Source organism: Phenylobacterium sp. (assembly GCF_031360265.1).
Classification (GTDB): domain Bacteria; phylum Pseudomonadota; class Alphaproteobacteria; order Caulobacterales; family Caulobacteraceae; genus Phenylobacterium.
Window position 1 is genome coordinate 1 of the sequence record NZ_JANMBF010000180.1, and the last position, 26238, is coordinate 26238.

At 70.2% G+C, this 26238-nt stretch carries 25 protein-coding genes and 1 tRNA gene; 14 read left to right on the forward strand and 12 right to left on the reverse strand.

Features of this window, described 5'->3' with window-relative positions; genetic code table 11:
* Window positions 1–340, reverse strand: a 340-nt coding sequence (locus RMN86_RS16420; RefSeq protein ID WP_309606936.1) for a hypothetical protein, incomplete at its 3' end; no start/stop codon positions are given.
* 253 nt (window positions 341–593) lie between these two features.
* Between RMN86_RS16420 and RMN86_RS16425 the strand changes: the two genes are divergently transcribed.
* From RMN86_RS16425 to RMN86_RS16435, 3 genes are all read left to right on the forward strand, one after another.
* Window positions 594–866 (forward strand): sel1 repeat family protein, encoded by a 273-nt coding sequence (locus RMN86_RS16425; RefSeq protein WP_309606937.1) that lies wholly within the window; start codon window positions 594–596, stop codon window positions 864–866.
* Window positions 867–1142: 276 nt separating this feature from the next.
* Window positions 1143–1232 (forward strand) — tRNA-Ser (locus tag RMN86_RS16430).
* A gap of 203 nt (window positions 1233–1435) precedes the next feature.
* Complete coding sequence (locus RMN86_RS16435) at window positions 1436–1687, forward strand: hypothetical protein (protein ID WP_309606938.1); 252 nt, start codon at window positions 1436–1438, stop codon at window positions 1685–1687.
* Here the strand turns inward: RMN86_RS16435 and kynU are convergent.
* A complete protein-coding gene (kynU, locus tag RMN86_RS16440) occupies window positions 1680–2909 on the reverse strand; it encodes a kynureninase (protein WP_309606939.1) in 1230 nt (409 codons plus the stop codon). The two genes, RMN86_RS16435 and kynU, sit on opposite strands and share 8 nt — an antisense overlap.
* Before the next feature lie 203 nt (window positions 2910–3112).
* On the opposite strand from kynU, the gene egtB reads away from it, so the two are divergent.
* A complete protein-coding gene (gene egtB, locus RMN86_RS16445) occupies window positions 3113–5368 on the forward strand; it encodes an ergothioneine biosynthesis protein EgtB (protein WP_309606940.1) in 2256 nt (751 codons plus the stop codon).
* Here egtB and RMN86_RS16450 read toward each other — a convergent pair.
* The 4 genes from RMN86_RS16450 to RMN86_RS16465 form a co-directional block, all read right to left on the reverse strand.
* Window positions 5365–5577 carry a general stress protein gene (locus tag RMN86_RS16450; protein WP_309606941.1) on the reverse strand — a complete coding sequence of 71 codons (213 nt, stop codon included), beginning with the start codon at window positions 5575–5577 and terminating at the stop codon, window positions 5365–5367. The two genes, egtB and RMN86_RS16450, sit on opposite strands and share 4 nt — an antisense overlap.
* Before the next feature lie 91 nt (window positions 5578–5668).
* Window positions 5669–7012: an ATP-binding protein gene (locus tag RMN86_RS16455; protein ID WP_309606942.1), complete on the reverse strand. Its 1344-nt coding sequence runs from the start codon at window positions 7010–7012 to the stop codon at window positions 5669–5671.
* On the reverse strand, window positions 7009–7746 hold the full coding sequence (locus RMN86_RS16460; RefSeq protein WP_309606943.1) for a response regulator: 738 nt from the start codon (window positions 7744–7746) through the stop codon (window positions 7009–7011). The genes RMN86_RS16455 and RMN86_RS16460 overlap by 4 nt, the downstream gene beginning before the upstream one ends.
* Before the next feature lie 49 nt (window positions 7747–7795).
* Entirely contained in the window at window positions 7796–8473 is a 678-nt protein-coding gene (locus tag RMN86_RS16465; RefSeq protein WP_309606944.1) for an MBL fold metallo-hydrolase, read from the reverse strand.
* 157 nt (window positions 8474–8630) lie between these two features.
* Here RMN86_RS16465 and RMN86_RS16470 point away from each other — a divergent pair, with 157 nt between their 5' ends.
* The 3 genes from RMN86_RS16470 (at window position 8631) to RMN86_RS16480 (ending at window position 14381) form a co-directional block, all read left to right on the forward strand.
* Window positions 8631–10235 (forward strand): amino acid permease, encoded by a 1605-nt coding sequence (locus RMN86_RS16470; RefSeq protein WP_309606945.1) that lies wholly within the window; start codon window positions 8631–8633, stop codon window positions 10233–10235.
* Between the two features lie 41 nt (window positions 10236–10276).
* Window positions 10277–12769 carry an ATP-dependent helicase HrpB gene (gene hrpB / locus RMN86_RS16475; protein ID WP_309606946.1) on the forward strand — a complete coding sequence of 831 codons (2493 nt, stop codon included), beginning with the start codon at window positions 10277–10279 and terminating at the stop codon, window positions 12767–12769.
* Window positions 12770–12956: 187 nt separating this feature from the next.
* On the forward strand, window positions 12957–14381 hold the full coding sequence (locus RMN86_RS16480) for an amidase (protein WP_309606947.1): 1425 nt from the start codon (window positions 12957–12959) through the stop codon (window positions 14379–14381).
* Here RMN86_RS16480 and RMN86_RS16485 read toward each other — a convergent pair.
* Together RMN86_RS16485 and RMN86_RS16490 are read right to left on the reverse strand one after the other, a co-directional pair.
* Window positions 14378–15166, reverse strand: a complete 789-nt coding sequence (locus tag RMN86_RS16485; protein ID WP_309606948.1) for an RNA methyltransferase — start codon at window positions 15164–15166, stop codon at window positions 14378–14380. The two genes, RMN86_RS16480 and RMN86_RS16485, sit on opposite strands and share 4 nt — an antisense overlap.
* A gap of 4 nt (window positions 15167–15170) precedes the next feature.
* Window positions 15171–16106, reverse strand: coding sequence for a class I SAM-dependent methyltransferase (locus RMN86_RS16490; protein ID WP_309606949.1), 936 nt, complete (start codon window positions 16104–16106; stop codon window positions 15171–15173).
* 178 nt (window positions 16107–16284) lie between these two features.
* On the opposite strand from RMN86_RS16490, the gene RMN86_RS16495 reads away from it, so the two are divergent.
* Entirely contained in the window at window positions 16285–16923 is a 639-nt protein-coding gene (locus RMN86_RS16495; RefSeq protein WP_309606950.1) for a TetR/AcrR family transcriptional regulator, read from the forward strand.
* Window positions 16924–17185: 262 nt separating this feature from the next.
* Here the strand turns inward: RMN86_RS16495 and RMN86_RS16500 are convergent, their stop codons facing one another.
* Window positions 17186–19312, reverse strand: coding sequence for a lytic transglycosylase domain-containing protein (locus RMN86_RS16500; protein ID WP_309606951.1), 2127 nt, complete (start codon window positions 19310–19312; stop codon window positions 17186–17188).
* Between the two features lie 128 nt (window positions 19313–19440).
* Here RMN86_RS16500 and dapA point away from each other — a divergent pair, with 128 nt between their 5' ends.
* Genes dapA through RMN86_RS16515 form a run of 3 tightly spaced genes read left to right on the forward strand, consistent with a single transcriptional unit; the run spans window position 19441 to window position 21528 of the window.
* Window positions 19441–20325 carry a 4-hydroxy-tetrahydrodipicolinate synthase gene (dapA, locus tag RMN86_RS16505; RefSeq protein ID WP_309606952.1) on the forward strand — a complete coding sequence of 295 codons (885 nt, stop codon included), beginning with the start codon at window positions 19441–19443 and terminating at the stop codon, window positions 20323–20325.
* A complete protein-coding gene (smpB, locus tag RMN86_RS16510; RefSeq protein WP_309606953.1) occupies window positions 20325–20801 on the forward strand; it encodes an SsrA-binding protein SmpB in 477 nt (158 codons plus the stop codon). The genes dapA and smpB overlap by 1 nt, the downstream gene beginning before the upstream one ends.
* Before the next feature lies 1 nt (window position 20802).
* Window positions 20803–21528, forward strand: a complete 726-nt coding sequence (locus tag RMN86_RS16515) for a GNAT family N-acetyltransferase (protein WP_309606954.1) — start codon at window positions 20803–20805, stop codon at window positions 21526–21528.
* A 165-nt stretch (window positions 21529–21693) separates the two neighbouring features.
* Here RMN86_RS16515 and RMN86_RS16520 read toward each other — a convergent pair whose 3' ends face one another.
* A complete protein-coding gene (locus RMN86_RS16520) occupies window positions 21694–23091 on the reverse strand; it encodes a M20/M25/M40 family metallo-hydrolase (protein ID WP_309606955.1) in 1398 nt (465 codons plus the stop codon).
* 142 nt (window positions 23092–23233) lie between these two features.
* On the opposite strand from RMN86_RS16520, the gene RMN86_RS16525 reads away from it, so the two are divergent.
* Window positions 23234–23629 (forward strand): VOC family protein, encoded by a 396-nt coding sequence (locus tag RMN86_RS16525; RefSeq protein ID WP_309606956.1) that lies wholly within the window; start codon window positions 23234–23236, stop codon window positions 23627–23629.
* A gap of 15 nt (window positions 23630–23644) precedes the next feature.
* Here RMN86_RS16525 and RMN86_RS16530 read toward each other — a convergent pair whose 3' ends face one another.
* Both RMN86_RS16530 and RMN86_RS16535 read right to left on the reverse strand, forming a co-directional pair.
* Window positions 23645–24292 carry a uracil-DNA glycosylase gene (locus tag RMN86_RS16530; RefSeq protein WP_309606957.1) on the reverse strand — a complete coding sequence of 216 codons (648 nt, stop codon included), beginning with the start codon at window positions 24290–24292 and terminating at the stop codon, window positions 23645–23647.
* Window positions 24293–24625: 333 nt separating this feature from the next.
* Window positions 24626–25231 (reverse strand): NYN domain-containing protein, encoded by a 606-nt coding sequence (locus RMN86_RS16535; protein ID WP_309606958.1) that lies wholly within the window; start codon window positions 25229–25231, stop codon window positions 24626–24628.
* Between the two features lie 70 nt (window positions 25232–25301).
* Between RMN86_RS16535 and folK the strand changes: the two genes are divergently transcribed.
* A complete protein-coding gene (gene folK, locus RMN86_RS16540; RefSeq protein WP_309606959.1) occupies window positions 25302–25778 on the forward strand; it encodes a 2-amino-4-hydroxy-6-hydroxymethyldihydropteridine diphosphokinase in 477 nt (158 codons plus the stop codon).
* 93 nt (window positions 25779–25871) lie between these two features.
* Entirely contained in the window at window positions 25872–26231 is a 360-nt protein-coding gene (rpoZ, locus tag RMN86_RS16545; RefSeq protein ID WP_299544812.1) for a DNA-directed RNA polymerase subunit omega, read from the forward strand.
* Window positions 26232–26238: the final 7 nt, after the last annotated feature.

Sequence of the window (26238 nt, forward strand, 5' to 3'; positions counted from 1 at the left end):
CCCCGCCCTGGCCGGCGATATGGCCGCCGCGACGCGGGGCCGGCGCCAGGCCGCCGGGCGGGCCGTCGGCGCGCGCCTCCGCCCGTGCCTCGCGGCGGGGATCGAGCCGGGGATCCACGCGGTAGTCGCTTCTGGGGTCGAAGCGCGGGCCGCCCCGCACCTCACCGCGAGGCTCTCCGCGGTTCCAGCCGCCGCGCTCGCCCCCCCGCCCGGGCTGGGCCGCCTCCCGGCGGGCCTCTTGCCCGTCGTGGTCATGCTCGCCGGCGACGGCGTGGCCGGCCGTAGCCAGGTGCATGGCGACGGCGAGGGCGGCGGAAAGGATCGAGATCGGGCGGCGCATCTCGCCAATCTTCCTCAAAAACGTGCTCCGGGTCGATGGTGAAGCTTCGGGACCGGGAGCCTTTGATGGTCGACTGTGCCCGCCAACGCCTGAACTGTGGCTGAACGCGATCCCGGCGCGACACCGCCCAACATGAAGCTGCGACAACGCCGGTCTTAACCATGCGTTCAGCGAGAGCCTGTTTCACTGGGGCGATAGGGTTGGACACGGGCGCCAGAACGGAGCCCGGCCGGCCCAGACAGGGACAAAGGTCATGCTTGCTCAACTGCAAGTCGCCAGTGAGGGCCTGCCGATTCCGGGCCTCGACGCGTCCGGCGACGAGCTCTTCCGGCTCGGTCTGCTCTATTCGACCGGCCAGGGCGGCGCCCCGCTCGACTATGTGTCAGCCCACATGCTGTTCAACCTGGCGGCCATGCGCGGCTCGGTGGAGGCCAAGATCTACCGCAAGGAACTGGCCGGCGAGATGGCGTCGGACCAGGTCGCCGAAGCCCAGCGCCAGGCCCGCGAATGGCTGGCCCACGGCTGAGGCAGCAAGTGTCCCGATTCCGCAGTTCGCAGGCGCTTGCGGCCGGCGCGGTCGAACTTTGGAATCGATAGGGACACTGGCAAGCCCTTGTTTCTTAGTGTGCTTCTTGGACCTGAAGTCCGCTCTGAGTCTGATCCATAGGGAAGGCGAACTTCAGATCCAGCACACTAGGCAGACCCGCCGCCGTCGGCTAGAAACCCCGATCCCAGCTAGGACCGGCCACGCGCCGGCCGGGCCGGGCGACGGCGCGATGCGAAAGCTACGCGTTTTCAACAAGGTGACGTGGCCGAGTGGCTGAAGGCAACGGTTTGCTAAATCGTCATACCCGAAAGGGTATCCAGGGTTCGAATCCCTGCGTCACCGCCACTTCCCTGCGCCGAGGCGCTGGCGGTGCTGCGTGGCCTTGGTCCCATCGTCGAGATCGGCGCGGGCTCCGGCTACTGGACGGCGATGCTGCGCGCGGCGGGCACGCGGCCATCGCCACCGACATCGTCTCTGAGGGGGTCAATATCCACGGCTCCGCCGCCAGCCTGCACGTCCCGATCGAGGCGCTGGCCGGCCACGCGGCGGTGCGACGCTATCCCGAGCGCGATGTTCTGTGTTCCTGGCCGACCGAAGGCTCGCCCTGGGCGCTGGCCGCGGTCCGCGCGATGCGACCCGGCCGGCGGCTGGCGCTGATCGGCGACGGGCGTGGCGGCTGCACGGGCGCCCCTGGCCTCTACCGGTTTCTGGAGACCCGGTTCGAGGCCGGGCCGGTTGTGATCCTGCCCCAGTTCCCGGGTGTCAGCGACCGGCTGAGCCGCTACCGCCGGATCAGGTGACCGCCGCCCGCGCCTGAAACGCCGGCCGGTCCCAGCCTCGGGTCGCCAGGATCTGCGCCAAGGTCGCGGCCGCGTCCCAGACCTGGGCGAAACTCAGATAGAGCGGCGAAAATCCGAAGCGGGCGATGTCCGGGGCGCGGAAATCGCCGACGACGCCTTGCGCCAACAGCGCCTGGACGATGGCGTAGCCCTGCGAGTGGCCGAACGCCACGTGCAGGCCGCGCCGGGGGTCGCGCACGCTGGCTAGGGTCAGGGCGGGATCGCCGGCGCGGGCCATCACCTCACCCACGAACAGGTTGGCCAGGGCCAGGCCCTTGGCCTCGACCTGAGCGGGGTCGGCCTGAAGCTGCAGGTCGACGCCCGCCTCCAGCGCCGCCAGGGCCAGGATCGGCGGGGTGCCGGTGGTCTGGGCGCGGATGTCGGCGGCGGGCCGGAAACCGTCCTCGAAGGCGAAGGGCGCCGCGTGGCCCATCCAGCCGGTCAGCGGCGAGACGATCGCCGCCTGATGCCGCGCGGCGACAAACAGGAAGGCCGGCGCGCCGGGGCCGCCGTTCAGGTATTTGTAGCCGCAGCCGACGGCCAGGTCGGCGCCTGCGCCGTTGAGGTCCACCGCCACCGCGCCCGTGCTGTGGCTCAAGTCCCAGAGGATCAGCGCGCCCCGGGCGTGGGCGGCGGCGGTCAGGGCGGCCATGTCCCAGGCGCGCGCGGTCTTGTAGTGCACGTGGGTCAGGACCACGACGGCGGTGTCGTCATCGATGGCCCTGGGCAGGTCGTCAGCCGCCACGGTGCGCAGCCGCGCGCGGTCGGGGGTGAGCGCGGCCAGGCCCTGCAGGGCGTAGAGGTCGGTGGGGAAGTTGCCGGTCTCCGACAGGATCGTCCCGCGCCCCGGCCGCAGGCCGAGCGCGCCGGCCGCCAGCTTGAACAGGTTCACCGTGGTGGAATCGGCGACCACCACCTCTGACGGCCTGGCGCCGATCAGCCGGGCGATCTTGCCGCCGACGCGGACCGGCGCCCCGATCCAGTCGGCGGTGTTCCAGCTGCGCACCAGGCCCTGGCCCCATTCGCGGGTTATGGTCTCGGCCAGCCGGGCGTGAACCGCGCGCGGCGGCGGTCCCAGCGAATTGCCGTCCAGATAGATCACCCCGGCCGGCAGGTCGAAGGCGTCGCGGAAACCGGCCAGCGGGTCGGCGGCGTCCAGCGCCCGGGCGTCGTCGCGGGTCATCGGCGCGGGCGGACGTTCGATCGGGAGCTCAAATGCGACATCGGTGGCTCATATCGCGTGCGTCGGCTGGCAGGAAGAGATCGCCGCAGTGGTTTTTTGCGGAACGTTGTGCGCGCCGCCCCGTTGGCGAAACGGTCCGGAGTACCTAGCTCTTGGCCTGGCGGCGAAGCGCGCCCCGGGTGCGGGGCCGACGAGGGGATGGCATGGCCCGATCTGAAACCGCGCCGCCGCTTGCCGGCGCACCCGCGTCAGTGCTCGCCAGCCCGCTGGACCGCTATCGCGCTGTGCGTCACGCGAGCCTGGCCCTCACCCGCTCGCTGACCGCCGAGGACCAGCTGGCCCAGTCGATGCCCGACGCCAGCCCCACGAAGTGGCACTTGGCCCACACCACCTGGTTCTTCGAGACCTTCCTGCTTGCCCCGCACCTGCCGGGTTACAGGGCCTTCGACCCGCGGTTCGCCTACCTGTTCAATTCCTACTACGAAGCCCTGGGACCCCGGCAGCCGAGGCCGGAGCGGGGCCTTCTGACGCGGCCCTCGCTCGACGACGTGATCGCCTATCGCGCCCATGTCGACCACGGCGTGGAACGCCTGCTGGCTGTCGGAGCCGCCGACCTCGCCGATCTGCTGGACCTGGGTCTCGCCCATGAGGAGCAGCACCAGGAGCTGATCCTGATGGACATCCTGCACCTGTTCGCCCAGTCGCCGCTGTGCCCGGCCTACGCCCCGCCGCGCGCCGCGCCTGCCGCCGCCGCGGTCCGGCCCGCGGGTTTCGTGGCGTTCGAGGGCGGCCTCGTCGAGGTCGGTCACCCGGGTCCGGGCTTCGCCTTCGACAACGAGGGGCCCCGGCACAAGGTCTGGCTCGAGCCCTTCGCCCTGGCCGACCGGCTGGTGAGCAACGCCGAATGGCTGGCCTTCATGGCCGACGGCGGCTATCGCCGCGCCGAACTCTGGCTTTCCGAAGGCTGGGCTACGGCCCAGGCCGAGGGCTGGTCCGCGCCGTTCTACTGGCGGCAGGCCGCCCCGGACCCGGACCCGGACGCGGCTGGCTGGAGCGCCATGACCTTGCACGGCCTGCGTCCGATCGACCCGGCCGCACCCGTCTGCCACATCAGCTTCTACGAGGCCGAGGCCTACGCCGCCTGGGCCGGCGCGCGTCTGCCCACGGAAGCCGAGTGGGAGCACGCCGCGCGGGGGTCGCGGTCCGACGGCGCCGGCCAAGGCTCTGGCCTGGGCTTTGGTCGACTGGAGCCCACCGCCGCGCCGCCGGCCGCTGGCCTGCGCCAGATGGTGGGCGACCTGTGGCAATGGACCCGCAGCGCCTACGCCCCCTATCCGGGGTTCCGCCCGGCGCCCGGAGCGGTCGGCGAATACAACGGCAAGTTCATGGTCGGACAGGTCGTGCTGCGCGGCGGGGCCTGCGTCACGCCGCCCGGCCACACGCGGGCGAGCTACCGCAACTTCTACCAGCCCCGGCAGCGCTGGATGTTCTCCGGCGTCCGGCTGGCGCGCGACGTGGCGCCGGCGGCCGGTGCGAGCGCGAGCGCGGATTTCCAGGCCGACGTGCTGGCGGGGCTGTCGAAACCGCAGAAGGCCGTGCCGCCAAAATACTTCTACGACGCGGAGGGTTCGCGCCTGTTCGAGGCGATCTGCGACCTGGCGGAATACTATCCGACCCGCGCCGAGATCGCGCTGCTGCGCCGCATCGCCCCCGAGATCGCCGCGCTGATCTCGCCGGGCGCGGCGCTCGTGGAGTTCGGCAGCGGGGCCAGCGTGAAGACCCGTGTATTGCTGGACGCCGCCCCCCAGGTCGCCGTCTACGCGCCCATCGACATCAGCCGCGCCGCCCTCGACGCCGCCGCCGCGGCCATCGGTCGGGACTATCCGACCCTGGCGGTCGCCCCCCTGCTCGAGGACTTCACCCGCGCCATCTCTCTGCCGGGCGCGGCGCGGGGCCGGCCGGTGACCGGCTTCTTCCCCGGCTCGACGATCGGCAATTTCATGCCGGACGAGGCGCGCGATTTCCTAGCCGGCGCCCAGCGACTGCTGGGACCCGGTGCGCGGTTTCTGGTGGGGATCGATCTGGTCAAGCCCGTGGCCGTGCTCACGGCCGCCTACGACGATGCGCTGGGCGTCACCGCGGCGTTCAACAAGAACCTGCTGACCCGGATCAATCGGGAGCTGGGCGCCGACTTCGACCCCGACGCCTTCGTCCACCGCGCCGTCTGGAACACGGCGGGGAGCCGAATTGAAATGCACCTCGACTCGCTGAGGGATCAGACCGTCCGGGTGGCCGGCCAGTCATTCCGTTTCGACCGAGGCGAGAGCCTGCATACTGAGAATTCCCACAAGTTCACGGTCGCGGGCTTCGCCGCGCTGGCGAAATCGGCAGGTTGGAACCTGGAGCAGACCTGGCTCAGCGAAGCGCCGGCGTTCGCGATGGTGTCGCTTCGGGCCTAAACCTCGCGACCGCGGGTGCGTCCGCCGCCACGGCTCGATTCACCGCCCTTGCGGCCGGCGGCGGCGGCGAGGTCGCGGTCCTTGGCGAAACTGCGCTTCTCGCTCGGCACGCTGGCGCCGCCCTTGCGGGCGATCTCGCGGCGGCGCTCGGGATTCATCGCGGCGAAGCCTCGGCGGGCGCGCGGCTTTCCGGTGTCGGTTGTGGACATGGGTGTGCTCCTCGAGCGTCTCGTGGATATTGCCCTTGAACTAACCCGCAGAGCCCGGCCCGGGTTGCGTGGCGTCGGTTGGCTTTTGGCCTCAGAGGGGCAGTTGCACCCGCGCGGTCAGTCCGCCGCCGGCGCGATTGACCAGGGCGACGTCGCCGCCGTGGCCACGCGCGATCGATCTCACCACGGCCAGACCGAGGCCGATTCCGCCGGTCTGGCGGCTGCGCGAGGGCTCGCGCCGGTAGAAGGGTTCGAACACCCGCTCACCGTCGGACGGCGGGATTCCCGGGCCGTCGTCCTCGATCTCGACGAAGGCGTTGGCGGCGTCCCGGAACACCCGCGTCCGCGCGGTTCCGCCAAATTTCACAGCATTTTCAAGCAAATTCTGGAACAGCCGGCGCAGAGCCATCGGGTCGCCCTCGAGCACGACCTTGTCGCCGGCCTCCACATGGGTGGCGTAACCGGTCTCGGCCATCTCATCGCAGAGGCTTTCCAGCAGCGACGAAAGCTCCAACGGCGTTCGCTCCCCTGGACGGCTGGCGTCACGCACGAAGGTCAGGGCCGCGGAGATCATCGCCTCCATCTGGTCGATGTCCTGCGACATTTTGGCGCGCTGATCCTCTGGCAGGCCCTCGATGCGGAATCGCAGCCGGGTCAGGGGCGTGCGCAGGTCGTGGGCGATGGCGCCGACCATGGCCGTGCGGTCCTCGACATAACGCCGCAACCGCTCCTGCATATCGTTGAAGGCGCGCACGGCCACGCGGATTTCCGAGGGCCCCTTCAGCGCCAGGGGCTCGGCGCGCGGGTCGCGGCCCAGCCGCTCGGCGGCGTCGGCGAACAGCCGGATCGGGGCGGACAGCCGTCTCGCGAACACATAGGCCACCGGCGCCATGGCCAGGGCCGAGAGCACGAACCACAGGGCGATCCGCTGCTGCCAGGGGTCAAGTCCGAAGGCCGGCTGCGGCCGGATCGCCGTCCAGCGTCCGTCTGGCTGGCGCACCGCGACGTTGAACGGGGCCACCAGGAAATGCTCCTCGCGCACGCCTTCGCGGGCGATGCGGTCGCGAATGATGCGGAACACGCGGCGGTCGGCGAACGGGCCCGCGTCGCTGGCGATGACGATCGCATCGACCTGGACCCCCAGGTCCCTGGCCAGCTTGGCGCGGATGGTGGGTGCGGTGGGGCCGTCCATGGCCGGGCCCGGCGGTTTGAGAAGATGCTGCAGTTGCAGGGGCCGGCGTTCAGCCAGGTTCGGCGCCGCGCCGCGGATGGCCTGCTCGATCTCCGACAGGCGATAGAAGTCCGGCGTCGGCGGCGGCAGGTTGAAGATCAGCAGCAGGCTGATCGCCTGCGCCGCCACCAGGGTCAGGCCGGTAAGCGTCGCCAGCCGGACGAACAGCGACCCCGTCGGCCGTGCGCTCGGCGAAAACCTCACGTGCGTTTCACCTTGGCGGTGAACATGTAGCCCTCGTTGCGGATGGTGCGGATCAGCTCATGGCCCCCGCCGCCGTCGTCCAGCTTGCGGCGCAGCCGGCTGATCTGCACGTCGATGGCGCGGTCGAAGGCCTCGCTGTCCGGGCCGCGGGCGAACTCCAGCAGCTGGTCGCGGGTGAGCACCCGCTGCGGCCGCTCGACGAAGGCGCGCAGCAGGGAGAACTCGCCGGACGACAGGTTCACCACCACACCCTGCGGCGACCGCAGCTCGCGGCGCACCAGGTCCAACCGCCAGCCGGCGAATTCGCAGCCGGCCCCGACCCCGGAATTGCCCGATCGGTGTTCTGCCCGCCGCAGCACCGCGCGGACCCGGGCCAGCAATTCGCGCGGATTGCACGGCTTGGCCAGATAGTCGTCGGCCCCGAGCTCCAGGCCGACGATCCGGTCGGTGTCCTCCCCCATCGCCGACAGCATGATGATCGGCGGTCCGCCCTCGCCGTTGGCGAAGCGGCGGCAGATCGCCAGGCCGTCCTCGCCCGGCAGCATCACGTCGAGCACGATCAGGTCCACCGGCCCGCGTTCCAGCGCCGCCTCCATCTCCTGGGCGTCGCCGGCGGTTTCGACGCGATAGCCGTGCTTGCCGAGGAAATCGGACACCACGTCGCGGATGCCGGGGTCGTCATCGACCATCAGGATGCGGGCGCCCGCGGGGGTCATGTCGGCTGAAGGCTCCATGGGCCCAAGGCTGGGCGCGACAGGTAACGCGACGATGTCGCGGTTGAAATCACGTTCGCTGCAGAACAGAGTCGGCCACGAAGGGGTTGGTCTGGCGCTCCTGGCCGAAGCTCGACATCGGCCCGTGGCCCGGTACGAACCGCACGTCGTCGCCCAGCGGCCACAGCTTGGTGGTGATCGCCGCGATCAGGTCGGCGTGATTGCCGCGGGGAAAGACGGTGCGCCCGATCGAGCCCTGGAACAGCACGTCGCCAACCTGGGCGAACCGCGCCTCGCGGTGGAAGAAGACGATGTGCCCAGGCGTGTGCCCGGGGCAGTGATAGACCTCGAACTCGGTCTCGCCCAGCTTCACCACGTCGCCGTCGTGCAGCCAGCGGTCCGGGGTAAAGCCCCTGGCCTCGGGCATGCCCCACTTGGCGCCCGAGGCGTCGATCTGGTCAATCCAGAAGGCGTCGTCGGGGTGGGGCCCCTCGATGGGAACCCCGGTCAGCGCCTTCAGCGCCGCCGTGCCGCCGGCATGGTCCAGATGGCCGTGGGTGATCCAGATCTTCTCCAGCGTCAGGCCCTGGCTCTCCAGCGCCTCCATCAGCCTGGGGACCTCGCCGCCGGGATCGATGATCGCCGCCTTCAGCGTCTTGGCGCACCAGACGATGGTGCAGTTCTGCTGCAAAGGCGTCACGGGCGCGATCAGGGCGCGGATCGGAAGCGGAGGATTGGGCGCGTTCATGTCTCCTATGATCGGGGTTCGGGCGCCAAATTGAAAGAGCCGCGCCATCCCTGCCGCTCGCCGGCAGGGTCATTGCCGCCGCCCGCAGGCGACGCTAGCGTGCCATCCAGCGCCCGGGCTTGGGCTGGGCAATTCATACAACGGGGATCTGCCGGACATGGCGAACGCTTCAGTCGTAGGGCGCATCTTTCAGCGCAAGTCGGTCGGGCAGATTCAGGCCGAGCACGAACATGGCGAACTGAAGCGCTCGCTGGGAGCGTTGAACCTGGTGCTGCTGGGCATCGGCTGCATCATCGGCACCGGCATCTTCGTCCTGACCGGCCGCGCCGCGGCCCAGTTCGCCGGTCCGGGCATCATGATCTCCTTCATCATCACCGGGACGCTCTGCGCCTTCGTGGCCCTCTGCTACGCCGAGCTGGCGTCGGCCCTGCCGGTTTCCGGCTCCGCCTACTCCTACACCTACGCCTCGATGGGCGAGGGCGCGGCCTGGGTCATGGGCCTGCTGCTGGTCCTCGAGTACGGCCTCGCCGCCTCGACGGTGGCGGTCGGCTGGTCCGGCTATGCGGTCAGCCTGCTGCGCGACATGGGCATGGCGCTGCCGCCGGAGTTGACCGCGGCGCCAGGGGTGGCCGTCAAGGACATCTCGGGCGCGGTTATCGCCCACGGCGTCATGAACCTCCCGGCGATTGTGATCATCGGTCTCGTCACCACCCTGCTGGTGCGCGGCGTGACGGAGTCGGCCACGGTCAACAACATCATCGTCGCCATCAAGCTGACGGTGGTGATCGCCTTCATCGTGATCGGTATCAGGTACGTGCATCCTGCCAACTGGGCGCCCCTGGTTCCGGCCGAGATCCCGGCCCGGCCTGACGGCACGAACATGGATATCTGGCATCAGATCGGTCGCGCGCTGATGGGCGTCATCACTGGCGACACCTCCCACAAGTATGGCGTCGGCGGGGTGATCCACGGGGCGGCGGTGATCTTCTTCGCCTACCTGGGTTTCGAGGCGGTCTCCACGGCCGGCGCGGAGTCGCGCAACCCGGGCAAGGACATGCCGATCGGCATCCTGGGCGCCCTGGTCATCTGCACCATCCTCTACATCCTGACCTCGGCGGTGCTTGTGGGTATCGTGCCCTACAACCTGCTCGACGTGCCGGCGCCCATCGCTCTGGCCACCGACATGATGGGGCTGAAGTGGTTCTCGGTGCTGGTGAAGATCGGCGCGATCGCGGGCCTGTCCAGCGTCATGCTTGTGCTGCTGTACGGCCAGACACGGGTTTTCTACACCATGAGCCGCGACGGCCTGCTGCCAAGCGCGCTTGCCAAGGTGCACAAGAAATTCCTCACGCCGTGGATCAACACCATCATCGTCGGCCTCGCCGCCATGGGCGCGGCGGGCTTCCTGTCGCTGGACGCGCTGTCGGACCTGTCCAACGTCGGCTCGCTGGCGGCCTTCAGCCTGGTCTGCATTACGGTCATCTATCTGCGGGTCAGCGAGCCCGGCCTGGTCCGCCCCTTCCGCACGCCGCTCTATCCGGTGGTGCCCATCCTGGGTGCGATCATGTGCGTGGTGCTGCTGCTCAGCCTGATGTCGACCCCCGCCACCCGGAACTTCTTCCTGAGCTATCTTGTGATCGGCATCGTCGTCTACTTCGCCTACGGCATTCGGGCTTCCAAGCTTGGCCGGGGCATCCTGGTCACCGGCCACGAGCCGGAACCCTTCGTCGATCTGCCCCGCAGGGGTGACCTAGACACCTAGCAAGGATTCGCGGAGGGGCGGCGGCGCGCCCTGGAAGGCGCATGCTGCCGATCCACGAGGCTCTACCGAGGCTGAAGGCGGCGCTCTCGTCCGGGTGCGCCGCCGTGCTCGTCGCCCCGCCCGGGGCCGGCAAGACCACGGTGGTTCCGCTGGAACTGCTGGCCGAGCCGTGGGTTGGCGGCGGCAGGATCATCGTCCTGGAACCCCGGCGCCTGGCCGCCCGCGCCGCCGCCGAGCGGATGGCCGCGACGCTGGGCGAGCCGGTGGGCCAGACGGTCGGCTTCCGGGTGCGGATGCAGTCGAAGGTCTCGGCCGCCACCCGCATCGAGGTGGTCACCGAGGGCGTGTTCACGCGGAGGATCCTCGGCGATCCGGCGCTGACCGGCGTCGCCTGCGTGATCTTCGACGAGTTCCACGAGCGCAGCCTCGACGCCGACCTGGGCCTCGCCCTGGCCCGCGACGCCCAGGCGGTGCTGCGCGAGGACCTTCGGATCCTGGTGATGTCCGCCACCCTCGATGGCGCCGCGGTGGCCCGGCTGCTGTCGAATGCGCCGGTCGTCGAGAGCCTGGGCCGCGCCTGGCCGGTGGAGACCCACTACCTCGGCCGCGACGACCGGCTGCGCCTCGAGGACCGGGCCGCCAAGGCCGTCGAACGGGCCCTGGCAGAGCAAGCCGGCGGCATCCTGGTCTTCCTCCCGGGCCAGGGGGAGATCCTGAGCACGGCGCAGAACCTTGGCGAACGCCTCCGCGCCACAAGTGGCGCGGCCCCCCTCGCTTCGCGATCCACCCCCAGCGGGGGTGGAGGTCGTCCTGACGTCGAGCTCTGCCCGCTGTACGGCGCGCTCGATCCCCGCGACCAGGACCGCGCCATCGCCCCCGCACCGCCCGGCAAGCGCAAGGTTGTGCTGGCCACCGCCATCGCCGAGACCAGCCTGACCCTGCAGGGCGTTCGCGTGGTCATCGATTGCGGCCAGGCCCGCGTGCCGCGCTTCGATCCGGCCAGCGGCCTGACCCGGCTGGCCACCGTGCGCGTCTCCCGCGCCGCCGCCGATCAGCGTCGGGGCCGGGCCGGACGAACCGAGCCCGGCGTCTGCTACCGCCTGTGGGACGAGGCCGAGACCCGCGCCTTGCCGGCCTTTGCCGACCCGGAGATCCTCGACGCCGATCTCTCGGGCCTGGCGCTGGACCTCGCCCGCTGGGGCGCCAGGGACGCGAGTGGCCTGGCCTTCCTCGATCCGCCGCCCGCCGCCGCCTTCGCCGAGGCTCGCGCCCTGCTTGTCCGTCTGGAGGCGCTCACCGCCGAAGGCGTCCTCACGCCCCACGGCCGGGCGCTCGCCGACATCCCCCTGCCGCCGCGCCTGGCGCACATGGTCTTGAAGGCCGCCGCCACCGGTCAGGCGCCGCGCGCCGCGCGCATCGCCGCCCTGGTCACCGAGCGCAATCTCGGCGGCCGCGACGTCGATCTGCGCCACCGGCTGGACGGGTTCGAGCGTGATCGCGGCCCCCGCGCCCGTGACGCGCACGCGCTGGCCGACCGTTGGGCTCGCCTCAGCGGTCGGGCGGGGCAGGGCGAGGCCCTCTCCGACGGCCTGCTCCTGGCCTTCGCCTATCCCGAGCGCATCGCCCGCGCCCGCGGACCCCAGGGCGAGTTCCAGCTGGTCAGCGGGCGGGGGGCGTTTCTCGAGCCCACGGACGCCCTGGCGCGGGAGACCTGGCTGGCCGTGGCCGAACTCGGCGGCGGCGAGCGCCGCGACCGCATCCTGCTGGCCGCGCCCCTGGGCGAGGCCGAACTTCTCACCGCGTTCTCGGCCCAGTTGGTCACCGACGACCGCCTGGAGGAAAGCGGCGGCGGCCGGCTGCGCGGCCTGCGCCTCACCCGCCTGGGCCGTCTGACCGTTCGCGAAACCGTCGACGACAACCCGGACCCGGCCCGGATCGCCGCGGCCCTGGCCGCCCGTGTCCGCGCCGAGGGCGTCGGTGTCCTGCCGTGGGGCGAGGGCGCGATGGCCCTGCGCCGGCGCCTGGCGTTCCTGAAAACCAAGGACTCCGTCTGGCCCGACCTCTCGGACCTCGCCCTTGCCGAGCGCCTGGACGACTGGCTCGCCCCGCTGCTCCCGGCCGTCAGGTCCCTCGCCGGTCTCAAGGCCGAGACGCTGGAAGCCGCCTTGCGCACCCTCATCCCCTGGGACCTGCAACGCCGCCTCGACACCGAAGCGCCGCTCCGCTGGACCGCGCCCACCGGCGCCAGTTTCGCCATCGACTACGCCGCCGAGGGCGGACCCCGCGTCGATGTGCGGGTGCAGGAGGTCTATGGGCTCACCGTCCATCCGACCGTCGCCGGCGTGCCGCTGACCCTGTCCCTGCTGTCGCCCGGCCATCGCCCCGTGCAGACCACTCAGGACCTGCCCGGCTTCTGGACGGGATCCTGGAAGGACGTGCGCGGCGACATGCGCGGCCGCTACCCCAAGCACCTCTGGCCCGAAAACCCCGCCGCCGCCCAGCCGACGGCGCGGGCCAAGCCCAGGGGGACGTGACGCCGCCGCCTAAGGGTCGAAAGTGTCCAGCGCATCTCCGGCCGGCGCCGCGAGTTGCGAGACCGACGCCCGCGCCAAGGCCCGGCCCGCCAGCCCGTCGCGAAAATGTTGGCGCGATCCCCGGGCCTGTGGACCTATGCCGTGCGGCCCCCAGGCGTGGCCGTGCGACAGACCCGGGGGGCAAGGCGTGGAGTCGATACCGATCTGGCAATGGTCCGCCGTGGCGACCGCTGAGGCGATCAAGGCAGGGCGCATCTCCGCCGAGGCGGTGACGGCGGCTCACGTCGAGCGCCTGCACGCGGCCAACCCGGCGCTCAACGCCGTGGTCGTCGACATGACCGCCCAGGCGCTGGAGGCCGCCCGCGCCGCCGACGCGCGCCAGGCCCGGGGCGAGCCCCTGGACGCGCTGCACGGGGTTCCGGTCACCCTGAAGATCAACATCGACGTGGAGGGCCAGGCCAACTCCAACGGCGTCGTGGCCTTCCGCGACAACATCGCCCCGGCCGATTCGCCGGTCGCGGCCAACCTGCGGGCCGCCGGCGCGATCATCCTGGGTCTCACCAATACGCCGGAGTTCTCGTTCCGCGCCTTCACCGACAACGCCCTGCATGGCCTGACCCTGAACCCCTGGGACCCGGCGATCACCTGCGGCGGATCGTCGGGCGGCGCGGGGGCCTCCGTCGCCGCCGGCATCGGGGCCATCGCCCACGGCAACGACATCGGCGGTTCGCTGCGCGGCCCGGCCAACTGGAACGGGGTCTGCACGATCAAGCCCACCCAGGGCCGCGTCGCCGCGTTCAACCCCAGCGCCCCGGTCGAGCGTCCCCCCATGGCCCAGCTGATGTCCTGCCAGGGGCCGCTGGCCCGCGAGGTGGCCGATGTGCGCCTGGCGCTGGAGGTGATGAGCCGTCGCGACATCCGCGACCCCTGGTGGGTCCCCGCGCCCCTGGCCCCGGCCGGATCGGCTGGCCCGGTCAAGGTCGCCGTGGCGAAAATCCCCGCGGACATGGACACCGACGGCGCGGTGCTGGGGATGATCGATCGGGCGGCCGGATACCTCTCCGACGCGGGGTATGAGGTCAGCCAGGTCGAAGGTCCCGACATCTCCGTCGCCTGGAAGCTGTGGGCCGACCTGCTGCACACCGAGATCGCCACCCTGCAGGAAGCCCAGATGCGCCAGGTCGCCAGCCCGGACTTTCTCGAGGCGCTGGACGGCATGCTGCGAATGGCCACCTTTCTCGACGCCGAGGGCTATATGCGCGCCATCGCCTATCGCTCGCGGGTGCTGCGCGAATGGCTGGTCTTCCTCGAACGCTATCCGCTGATCCTCGCGCCGGTGTCGGTGAAGCGCACGCCCGGCGTCAACGCCGACCTCGCCCACGCCCGCGCGGTCGGCGACATCCTCGGCAACGACATGCGCTTTACCTGCGCGCTCAGCGTGCTGGGACTGCCCGTGGCGGTGACGCCCGCGGGCCTGCTCGACGGCCAGCCGGTGGGCGTGCAGCTGATCGGCTCGCGCTACCGCGAGGACATCTGCCTCGACGCCGCCGCCGCCATCGAGGCTCGCGTCGGCGTGCTCACCCGGCGACTCTGGGCGCGGGACGCGGGTTAGGTCGCCGCGTAGATCATGATCCCGGTCGCCACCGCCAGGTTCAGGCTGTCGGCGCGGCCACGCATGGGAATCTTGACGTTGACGTCGCAGAGCGCGGCCATGTCGGCGGGTAGGCCCTGCTGCTCGTTGCCCATCAGCACCAGCGTGGGCCGCACATAGGCCGCCTGCCGGTGATCCGCCTCAGCGGAGAGCAGCGTCCCGACCACGCAACCCGGCCAGTCATTGCGCCAGGCGGCGAACTCGGCCTCGCTGGCCTTGACCAGCGGCACGGCGAAGATCGAGCCCATGGTCGCGCGCACCGCCTCAACCGAATAGGGGTCGCAGCATTCGCCCACCAGGATCACGGCCCCGCAGCCGGCCGCGTCGGCGGTGCGCACGATGGTCCCCAGGTTGCCGGGGTCGCGCACCCGGTGCAGCGCCACCCAGCAGGCCGCGGCCTGCGGCTCAAGCGCCCCCAGCGGCGTGAACACCTGTGCGAACACGCCGACGACGGCCTGCGGATTGTCCCGGCGGCTGACCTTGGCGAGGATCTCCGGCGTCACCTCGATGACCTCGCCTCGGCCGGCGAGCGTGGCCTCGATCGCCTTGATCATGAGCGGATGATCGCCGGCCTCGGCGCCGTGCAGCAGGATCCTTGGTGCGCGGCCGGTCTCAACGCCTTCGGTGACCGTCTTCAGCCCCTCGGCGACGAACAGGCCCGTCGCGTCGCGATCCTTGCGCAGGTGCAGGGCGCGAACGGCCTTCACTGTCGGATTGCTCAGCGAGGTGACGGCGCGGCCGGTCATCGCGTCATCCGGCCTGCCACCGGGCGAAGAAGCTCATGCCGATCTCACGCGCCCCGTCCGCCTGGACCAGGGCCAGTTCGCCCCACTCGATAGTTCCGCCACGACCCCGCAGCGTGTCGGCCAGCAGGCCCGACAGCGCCGCCCCGCTGATCCGCTCCGCATAGGCGTTGAGCACAAGGAATTTTGCATTTTCTGAAAGAAGCTGGGCGCATAGGCCGGCAAGCTCAGGAAGGTTTTCGAACAGCCGCCAGACCTCCCCGTCGGGGCCCCGGCCGTATTTAGGCGGGTCGAGGATGATCCCCTCGTACGTGGCGCCTCGGCGAACCTCGCGCTGGACGTATTTGCGCGCGTCCTCGGCGATCCAGCGGATCGGCCGGTCGGCCAGGCCCGACAGCGCCGCGTTCTCCCGCGCCCAGGCCACCGCGCGCTTCGACGCATCCACATGGGTCACCGCCGCCCCGGCCGCCGCCATCACCAGGCTGGCCACGCCGGTATAGCCGAACAGGTTCAGCACCCGGGGCGGGTCGCCCTCTGGGCCGGGCGCGCAGGCCCTGACCGCGGCGTCCAGCCAATCCCAGTTGGCCGCCTGCTCTGGGAAGAACGCCAGGTGCCGGAAGCTGGTGAACCGCCCCTTGAACCGGACGCCGTTCCAGGCGAGCGGCCAGGTGTCCCCCGACGCCAGGGCCGCGGCCTTGCCGCGCAGCTTCCAGCGGCCCGCGTCCTCTTCGTCGGTGGGATCGAACACCGCGTCGGCCTCGGCCCAGGTTTCGGCGGGCAGGGCGGGGCCCCACAGGCATTGCGGCTCGGGGCGGACCACCGTGTAGGGACCGTAGCGTTCCAGCTTGCGCCCGTGGCCGCAGTCCAGCAGCGCATAGTCCGCCCAGCCCCGGGTGCGCATCACGCTGGGCAGGTCGGCCACCAGGGGATCGGTTGCGGTCATCGGTCGCGGCTTTCGCCCATCCCGGCGCCCCCGTCCAGTGGCGGCTGTCTCGCCGACGCCGCCCGGACGGCGCGTTTCGGTGACGACAACTTTATTACCGATTGGCAATGCGGCCTTGTCAGGCCCGGTGATTTGGGGTCCCGTGACACTTCGGTCTCATCCGGGGGGAAGGACTTCATTGACGCTCGCAGCCGCCACCTCGCGCCGCTCGGCCCGCAAGGCCAAGGGCGACGGACACCTCCGACGGGCCGAGATCCTTCAGGCCGCCGAACGCATCTTCGTGCTGGAGGGCTACGAGGGCGCCACGATCCGCAAGATCGCCGACGAGGTGGGGGTCTCCTCGACCGCGCTCTACATGCACTTCCCAGACAAGGGCTGCATCCTGCTGGAAATCTGCGAGCAGACCCTGAAAGTGCTGCTCGAGCGCAACCGCGAGATCGCCGCCAAGCCGCTCGACCCCGTCGTCCGGGTCAAGATGATGCTGGAGGCCTACATGCGTTGGGGCCTGCAGCACCCCAACGCCTATCAGTTGCTCTATTCCACACCGCGGCCCGCGGCGGCGTCCGCCGCCTGGCCCGAGGACACCGTCGACCTGTCGACCCAGTGCTACAACGCCTTCTGCACCGTGGTGCGCGAGGTCGCGGCCTGCGGTCGGCTGCGCACCGGCTCGGCCGATGCCGCCGCCCAGGCCCTGTGGATGTCGTGCCACGGGGTGGTCATGCTGCTGGCCTCGCGCCCGGGCTTCGCCTGGGCCGACCGCGACGAATTGATCGAAGTCACCCTCGACGGGCTGCTGAACGGTCTGACCGTGGACTAGCGTGAAGACCCAACCATGTTGTTGAATTTATTAATTAAAGAACGTCATGGCCCGGCTTGTCCGGGCCACCCATGATCGCCGTGCTGGCAGATGCGATTCGGTGGCGCCGCCGAGTTCCGGTCTTCATCGTCGAGATCATAGGTCGCCCCCGGGTCGCGTCGCGTCGCGACCCGCCCGGGCAGGCTCCCAAGCCGGGCGATGACGATCAAGGAGGACTATGGTTGCCTCATCAGCCTGGCCTCTGGCCTCAGGGTCTCGTGGGCTAACGTCCCGATGGCGAGGATATCGGGGCCGGCGCCTGGGCCGCCTGATAGCCATAGGCGCCGCGCTTCAAGTCGGCGCTGAGCGTGATCGGGGCCGAGCCGCCGTTCAGCTTGGCGCGATAGACCTGCATGTTCTCCATCACCCGCATCACATAGTTGCGCGTCTCTGAGAACGGGATGCACTCGATGAAGTCGATGGGATCAGTGCCGCCGCCGCGCGGGTCGCCGCAGAAGGCGGTCCACTGGGTCGGCCGTCCGGGACCGGCGTTGTAGCCCGCCGCGGCCATGATGTAGGAGCCGGAGAACTGGCTGACCAGCTGCCCAAGGTAGGTGGAGCCCAGGCGCATGTTGTAGTCGGGCTCGTCCAGGCGGGCGGGCGAATAGCCCAGGCCGTTGCGCCGGGCCAGGATCGAGGCTGTAGCCGGCATCAGTTGCATCATGCCCCGCGCGCCCGCGCCGGACCGGACGTTGGGGTCGAAACCGCTCTCCTGGCGGGTGATCCCCAGCACCAGCGCCAGTTCGGCGGCGCCGCCAAACTCCGGCGGGTTGCGCACCGGATAGGCGCGCTGCGGCAGGATGAAGCCCCGCTGGGCCGCCGCGCGGGCGGCCTTCATCGACACATCCATCTCGCCATAGTTGCGGGCGAGGTCGACCAGCTGGGCTTCGTCCTCGCCCGTCGGCAGCAGTTCGTCGAGGTTGAGCACGAAGGCCCGGAACAGCTCCCGCTGGCCATAGTCGAACAGCAGGCGCGTGGCCTGTACGGCTTCTCGGCCCTCGAAGGTCGCCCGTGCCTGGGCGGTGATCTCCGGATCGCCTGGCAGGGTCAGGTTGCGGCCCACCTTCTCGGCCCCGAGCATGCCGTAGAAGGTGGTATAGTACTGGGCCGCGCGGGCATAGAACGCCTGGCTCGCCGACCGGTCGCCCATCGCCTCGGCCGCCCGACCTTCCCAATAGAGCGCCCGGCCGCGGGTCACCGGCGAGGTGCCGATCCGCTCCAGCGCCGCGAAATGCCGCGCGGCCTTGTCCGGGGCGTTCAGCTTGGTCAGCGCGATCCAGCCGGCCGAGAATTCGGCGTCCGCCGCGTCCGCGCCGACCGTCAGGCCGCTGTCGGCGGCCGCGGCATAGGCGCTACGCGGGTCCCCGGCGCGCAGCGCCGAAAGCACCAGGCGCTTGCGCTCGTCCCAGATCCGGTCGCCCTGATCGGCGGTGGCGATTTCATGGGGGAAGTTGGGGGTCAGCCCCAGGGCCAGCGCGTCAAGCCCCTTGCGGCGCAGGTAGGCGGCGCGCTCGAAGGCCACGCCGGGCGACAGCGCCAGTTCGGCGGGCAGGGCGGCCACGCGTTCGTTGGCGTCCCTGGCCTCGGCGCGCAGCGCCATGCGGACCTGGGCTGCGGCCTGCTGTTCGGGGGGCAGCAGGGCGACCATCTCGCGCGCGGCCGGCCCCAGCGCGCCGTAGAGCAGCACGTCGGCGCGCCGGAGGTGGTCCTCAGGGTTCAGCACGTCGCCGAAGCGGGCCAGCATCGCCCGCTGTGGGTCAGCCTCGAAACTCTTTCCGCACCACCAGCGGCGGATCAGCGCGGCCGCCTCCGGCGCGCGGCCGAGTCCGCGATAGGCGGCGGCCAGCGCCATGGCCCCCTGCGGCGTCGTCGGCTCCGTCGCGCCGAACCAGTCGACCACCTGCTGCGGGGTCTTGCCGGCCGTCTCGATCTGCCGTTCCGCCGCGGCCTGGCGTTTGGCCGGGCGGGGCCAGCCGACAAGATCGCGCCGGGCGTTGTCGACCTCGTAGAAGCCGAGGGAATCGGCATTGGAATCCACCAGAGCCCAGGTCGCGGTCTTGCGCGCGAGCGGGTCGGCGAGGCTGGCGATCGCCCGGCGCGCGTTGCCGATCTCACCATGCCGGGCGGATTCGATGGCCTCACGAAGTTGCGCGGCGTCGCTGGCCGACAGTGGATGCGAAATGGCGTGGGCGGGCGCCGGCGTATCCAGCGGTGCGGAGCGGGTCATGGTGTCCAGCAGATCGCCCAGGGGATCGCCACCTTGCGGGGCGGATGGCTGGGCGCGCGCGGCTACGCTCGCCATCATCACGACGCCGGCGATCAGCAGGGATTTACGCGCGATCAAGTGCAAAGGGCGCCCCAAGGGACCTCACGGGAATCAATACGAACATTGCGGGCCAGGGCCAGCACGCCATATTGTCCCGCCAATCCTGAACGCCGATTCAACAAGGCGTTTGTTCACGGCAATTTGCGCGAAACATGTCAGATTCTCTGTTCAAGGGCGTCCTCCCGGCGCTGGTGACGCCCTTCCGCGACGGAGTTGTCGACGAGGACGCCTTCGTGCGCCTGGTTGAGCGCCAGATCGCCGGCGGGGTGCATGGCCTGGTGCCGGTCGGCACCACCGGCGAGAGCGCCACCCTCAGCCACGATGAACACCGCCGCGTGGTGGAGCTGTGCGTCGCGACCGCGGCCGGCCGGGTTCCCGTGGTCGCCGGCTGCGGCTCCAACGCCACCGCCGAGGCCATCGACCTGGTCCGCCACGCCAAGACCGTCGGCGCCGACGCCGCCCTGGTGGTGACCCCCTATTACAATCGCCCCAGCCAGGAGGGGCTCTATGCGCACTATGCGGCGATCAACGCGGCCGTGCAGCTGCCGGTGCTGGTCTATAACGTGCCCGGGCGCACCAGCGTCGATATCGCCAACGAGACGCTGGCCCGGTTGGCGAAACTGCCCAACATCGTCGGGATCAAGGACGCCACCGGCGACCTGACCCGCGCCAGCTTCCAGCGGCTGACGTGCGGCGAGGACTGGGTGATGCTGTCGGGCGACGATCCTACGGCGCTGGGCTACATGGCCCACGGCGGCCACGGCTGCATCTCGGTGACCGCCAACGTCGCCCCGGAACAATGCGCGGCCTTCTATGACAATGCACTGGCCGGCCGCTGGGCCGACGCGCTCTACGGCCAGGACCAGCTGGTGCGGCTGCACAAGGCGCTGTTTTCCGACGCCTCGCCGTCGCCCACCAAGTTCGCCCTGGCCCACCTGGGCCTCTGCGCCGAGGACGCGCGCCTGCCGATCGTCGCCTGTTCGCAGGCTGCGCGGGCCGAGGTGCTGGCGGCGATGCGCGACGCGGGCGTGCTCTGATGGCCGCGCCGGAACAGCCCCGCAAGCTGATCGCCGAGAACCGCCGCGCGCGGTTCGACTACGTCCTCGAACAGACCCACGCGGCGGGGCTGGCGCTCACCGGGTCGGAGGGGAAATCCCTGCGCACCGGCCGCGCCAACATCGCCGAGAGCTATGCCGCCGTGCAGGGCGACGAGATCATGCTGGTCAACGCCGACATCCCGCCCTACGCCCAGTCCGGCCCGCATTTCAACCACGAGCCGCGCCGCCACCGGAAGCTGCTGCTGAAGCGCAAGGAGATCGACAAGCTGATCGGCGCGGTGCAGCGCGACGGCCGCACGATCATCCCCATCAAGCTGTTCTGGAACGACCGGGGCCTGGCCAAGCTCGAGGTGGCGCTGGCCAAGGGCAAGAAGGAACACGACAAGCGCGAGACCACCGCCGCCCGCGACTGGCAGCGCGACAAGGCGCGGCTGATGAAGGGCGATCGGAGCTGAGGTGCGTCCCGCTGACCTGGAAGCCCTGGAGCGCGCCACCGTCGAGGCGGTCGCCCCGCCGGAGATCCTGGAAATCGGCGGCTGGCTGGTCCCCCTCGACGACGGCGCCATCGGGCGCGCCAAGAGCGCCGCGCCGCTGCGCCATGACCTGGGCCCGGATGCGCTGGACGAGATCGAGGCGGCGTACCGTCAGCGCGGTCTCGAGCCCGGCTTCCGCGTCGCCGAGGTCGAAGCCCTCGAACCCCTTCGTACCGACCTGTTCCGCCGGGGCTACGCAGCCCGGCAGCCGACCCTCTTCAAGACCGGACCGGTCTCGCAACTCGCCATGTTTTCAGCAGCTTCGGCGACCATCCTGACGAAGCCCGACGACGCCTGGGCGGCGATCTTCGTCGGCGAAGGCTTCGATCCGGTCGACGGCGCGAGCCGCGTCGCAGCCCTCGCCCGATCGCCGGACGCCATCTATGCCGCCGCCGGCGAGGGCGGTGAGACCCAGGCCGTCGGCGTCATGACCTTCGGCCACGGCTGGGCCGGCATACACGGCATGCGCACCGCGCCGTCCCATCGCGGCAGGGGCCTGGCCGGCGCCATCCTGGCCACGCTTGGCCGCGCCGCCGAGGCCCGCGGCGTGACCCGCGCCTTCCTGCAGGTCGAAGAGGCCAACCCCGCGCGGCGGATCTATCGCAGGGCCGGGTTTGCGCCGATCTGGCGCTATCACTATTGGCGATGAGCGCCGCTACCCAGAGGTCATCCCGGAAAGCGCGTAGCGCTTGTGCGGGACCCATGATCGCGACGCTCTCAGGACGTCCGCTGACGATCAGCGCGTATGGGTCCCGGTCTTTGCTTGCCGCGAAACCGGGATGACCTGAAGGGGTGCCGCGGAGAGAACGGAAGGCTACTTCGCCAGGTCGCGCAGGATGCTCTCCCACTGGCCCAGCGCCCCGTCGATGGTGTCGATGGGCACGCGCTCGTTCAGACCGTGGGCGAAGTCGTCCGACGACTTCATGAAGGCGCCGGAGACCCCGTAGGTCGGCACGCCCAGCGCGCGGAAGAACATGCCGTCCGTGGCGCCCGCCGACATCGACGGCATCACCGGCAGGCCGGGATAGCGCGCGTGCACCGCCTTGGTCACCGCGGCCAGCACGTCGGCTCGCAGGGGCGAGGCGCCGGCGTCGATGGCGCCGTCGTTGGCCCGGGTGATCACGGCCTCCGGGTCGGCGATGACCTTGGCCAGGGTCTGGTGGACCGCCTCGGACGGCGTTCCCGGAAAGATCCGGCAGTTGACGTTGGCGGTGACCTTCTGCGGCAGGGCGTTGGTCGCATGACCGCCGTTGATCATCGTCGCCACGCAGGTCGTGCGAAGCTGACCGACGAAGTCCGGATCGGCCGACAGGACGGCGATGGCGGCGGTGTCGTTCGGATTGGCCACATAGGCCCGAAGCGCATCGCCCACCGGCCCGGGCACGGTGGGCGCCGAGGCCCTGAACGCCGCGTCGGTGATTTCGCTGCGCATCACCGGAAACTGGTAGGCCGACAGACGATCGAGGTCGCGGGCGAGCTGATAGATGGCGTTTTTGGCGCCCGGCCGGCTGGAATGGCCTCCGGGATTGGTCACCGTGATCTGGAAATCGGAATAGGTCTTCTCGGCGGCCTGCAGGCCATAGAACAGCGGCTTGCCGTCCTCGCTGAGCTGGCCGCCGCCGGCGTCGCCGTTCAGCACCAGCTCGGCGCCCTTGAGGTCAAGCGCGAATTTGCGCGCGGTCTGCTGCTGGGTCTCCTCGTCGCCCGACAGGGCCAGGATCACGTCGCGCCCCGGCTTCCAGCCCTCGCGCTTCAGCTTGGCGAGTACGGTCACCACCACCGAGACATCGAACTTGTCATCAATGGCGCCGCGCCCGAAGACATAGCCGTTCTCGATCACCGGGGTGAACGGGTCGCGCGTCCAGTCCCCGGCCTTGGCCTCGACAACGTCCATGTGATCGATGACGACGATCGGCTTCTTGGCCGGATCGGTCCCGGCATAGCGCGCCACCAGGATCGCGCTGCCGGCCACCGCCTCGATCTTCACCTCGTCCGGCTTGAACCCCGCCGTCACCAGGACGGCCTTCAGATAGTCCGCATAGGGCTTCACCTGGTCGCCCGGGATCACTGTGCGGAACGCGATGCCCTTGCTCAGCAGTTCCAACACCTGGGCGTGCTCGGCGGGGTCGATCCGCGGTGGCGCGGCGCTGGCGGAGGTTGCGACGGCGGCGGCCAGGGCGGCGAGGAACACTAGGCGGCGGGGGTTTTGCAAGGCGATCAATCCCTGGGGCGACGAAGCGGCGAACCTAGCGCCCAGCGCCGCCCGAGGCGAGCGGTCGTTCCGGCCTTGCCAAGTGTTGGCGCCCATCGCCCCGCCTGATAGCCCTTTGCCTCCAGCAGAAGAGGATCGCCGGATGTTCAAGGGTGTCGATCACATCGTGGTCGCCGTGAAGGATCTCGAGGCAGCGGTCGGCCGCTACGAGACCATCTACGGCGTCGAGGTCAGCGAGCGGCGCGAGGCGCCCGCCGCCGGCATGAAGATGGCCTTCTTCCGCTTCGCCGATAGCTACGTCGAGCTGGTCTCCAACATCGACGACCAGGGGCCCATAGCCAAGCGGCTGGCGGAGAAGGGCGAGGGGGTCCACCTGATCGCCATGCAGGTCGATGATCTTGATAAGGCCGTCGCCGATCTGCGCGGCAAGGGGGTTCGTCTGGTCGGCGACCCCGGCGCGGGAAATCCCATCAAGGGCCAGGTGTTCGTGCATCCCTCGGAAACCGGCGGGGTGCTGACGCAACTCGTGCAGCGCTGACCCTCGGCGACCGGGTTAGCCGTTCACCAGGGTCTTCGCCCGGTCGAACACTGCCTCGAACATCGCTGGCGTCAGGCGTCCGGTGTTCGTGTTGAGCCGCGAGCAGTGGTAGCTGTTGAGCACCACATAGGGCCCCGCCTGGAACTCCGTGCCGTGCCCAGGCAGGCCGGCTGACGCCTTCAGGCCCAGCGCCTTCAGCACATTGCGGCGCGCCACGTCGCCCAGGGTGACGATCACCTTCAGCCGGGGCAGGGCGGCGATGCGGGCGGTCAGGAACGGCCGGCAGGTGTTTTCCTCGAAGGTCTCCGGCTTGTTCCCCGGCGGGGCGCAGCGGACGGCGTTGGAAATCATGCAGTCGACCAGCGCCAGGTCGTCGTCGCCGTTCGGATCATAGCGCCCGGTGGCAAAGCCGGTCTTGATCAGGGTCGCGTAGAGGATCACGCCCGCGCCATCCCCGGTGAACGGTCGGCCCGTCCGGTTCGCCCCCTGGCGTCCGGGCGCGAGGCCCGCCACCAGCAGCCTTGCGTCCAGGTCTCCGAACGAGGGCGCCGGGCCGTTGAACCAGTCCGGATGCGCCGCGGCGTTCACCGCCCGATAGGCTGCGAGCCTGGGGCAGAGCGGACAGTCGCGCGGCGGTTCCGCCAGGGCGGTCAGGTTCCCCATGCGCTCTTACCTCCCGCCGCTGCGCTACCGGATTCACCCAAATTCCTGAAGCGGGTCAGGTTCAGCCTGAGGTCACAGCCTGATGCGAGCGGCAGGCCGCAAAAAAGCCCTCTCCCCCTTGCGGGGAGAGGGTTGGGTGTGGGGGTGTCAGCTCCGACTCGGAGATGTCGCGCGGAAGACCGGTGAGCCAACGCCCGCCGCCGAGGCTGCACCCCCACCCCAACCCCTCCCCGCAAGGGGGAGGGGCTTTGCGCGCGAGTTGCGCAAGGGGGGAAGGGACGCCGCTTCGGTGAGATCTTTGAATGCCGTAGCGCCGCTGCGCGGGGGAGGTAATCAGGCCTCGGCATCGGCCTCCGGCCCGTCCTGGTGGTGGCGTTCGCTGCGCGCCTCCTGGATGAACCGGGGCAGGCGCGAGGGCCGGCCGATGATCTCCGACAGGTCCGCCAGATCGACGAAATTGTCCGCCTGCCGGCGCAGGTCGTCCGAGGCCATCGGCGGCTGCGACTTCACCGTCGAGACCACGGTCACCCGCGCGCCCTTGCGCTGCACGGCTTCCACCAGGGCCCGGAAATCGCCGTCGCCCGAAAACAGCACCAGATGGTCGGCGGAATTGGCCATTTCCATCATGTCGACGGCGATTTCGACATCCATGTCGCCGCGCCAGCGCTTGCGCCCCTGGGAGTCGGTGTATTCGCGCGCCGGCTTGGTCACCAGCTGGAAGCCGTTGTAGTCCAGCCAGTCGACCAGCGGCCGGATCGGCGAATACTCCTCATGTTCCACCAGCGCGGTGTAGTAATAGGCGCGGATCAGCACGCCGCGCTTGCGGAATTCCTCGAGCAGCTTGCGATAGTCGATATCGAAGCCGAGGCCTTTGGCGGCCGAATAGAGGTTGGCGCCGTCGATGAAGAGCGCCAGCCGGTCCGTGGGGTAAAAGGTCATCAGCTCGAATTTCCTAAAGGCCGGACAAGGCGCGGGGGGGGACCCAGCGCGGTTCGACGAAGCGGTGATCGTGGCCGTCGGCGGCAACCTCGCTGGGGGTTTCGCCTCCTGCGAGGCGCTGCTTGAGGCGGCTCTGGCGCGGCTTCCCGAGGCCGGATTGCCCGTGTTGGCCCGGTCGCGCTGGTGGCGGTCCGCCGCCTGGCCCGATCCGGAGGCCCCTGAATATCGCAACGGCGTCGTGCTTGTCGAGGCGCAGGGCGACGCCCATGCGGTGCTCGCCGCGATTTTCGCCGTCGAGCGGTCCTTCGGCAGGACGCGCGGCGCTCCGAACGCTTCACGCACGCTCGATCTCGACCTGATCGCCTATGGTCGCCAGGTGATCGGCGACCCGGAACTCACCTTGCCGCACCCCCGCGCACATCAGCGCCTGTTCGTGATGGGTCCCCTGGCCGAGATCGCGCCGGACTGGCGCCATCCCTTGACCGGAGCGACAGCGATGGACTTGGCGAACGCCGCCAGCGTCGGCCGCGACGCCAGGCCGCTATAGCCGCCCCCAACTTTTGCGATCCGACTTTGCGGCGTTGCACAATGGCGTCGGAACCTCTATTTTCGCGGGTTCGCTCCCCCGTTCGAGGAATCCATGGCTCGCGTCACTGTCGAAGACTGCATCGAAAAGGTCCCCAACCGCTTCAACCTGGTGTTGCTGGCGGCCCATCGGGCACGGGCCATCTCGGCGGGCGCGCAGATCCTGGTTGATCGCGACAACGACAAAAATCCGGTGGTGTCCCTGCGCGAGATCGCCGACGACGTGGTCGACGCCGAGGAACTGCGCGAGACCCTGATCGGCACCCTGCAAAGGGTCGACGAGCGTTCGGAAGCCGAGGAAGAGGCCGAGACCCTGGCCCTGCTGGCCGACCCGACCCACATGCAGATGAGCGAGCTTGAGCTGGTGCGCGCCCTGCAGAGCGACCGCGATGGCGGTCAGGAGGAGCGGTACTGAGCCCGGA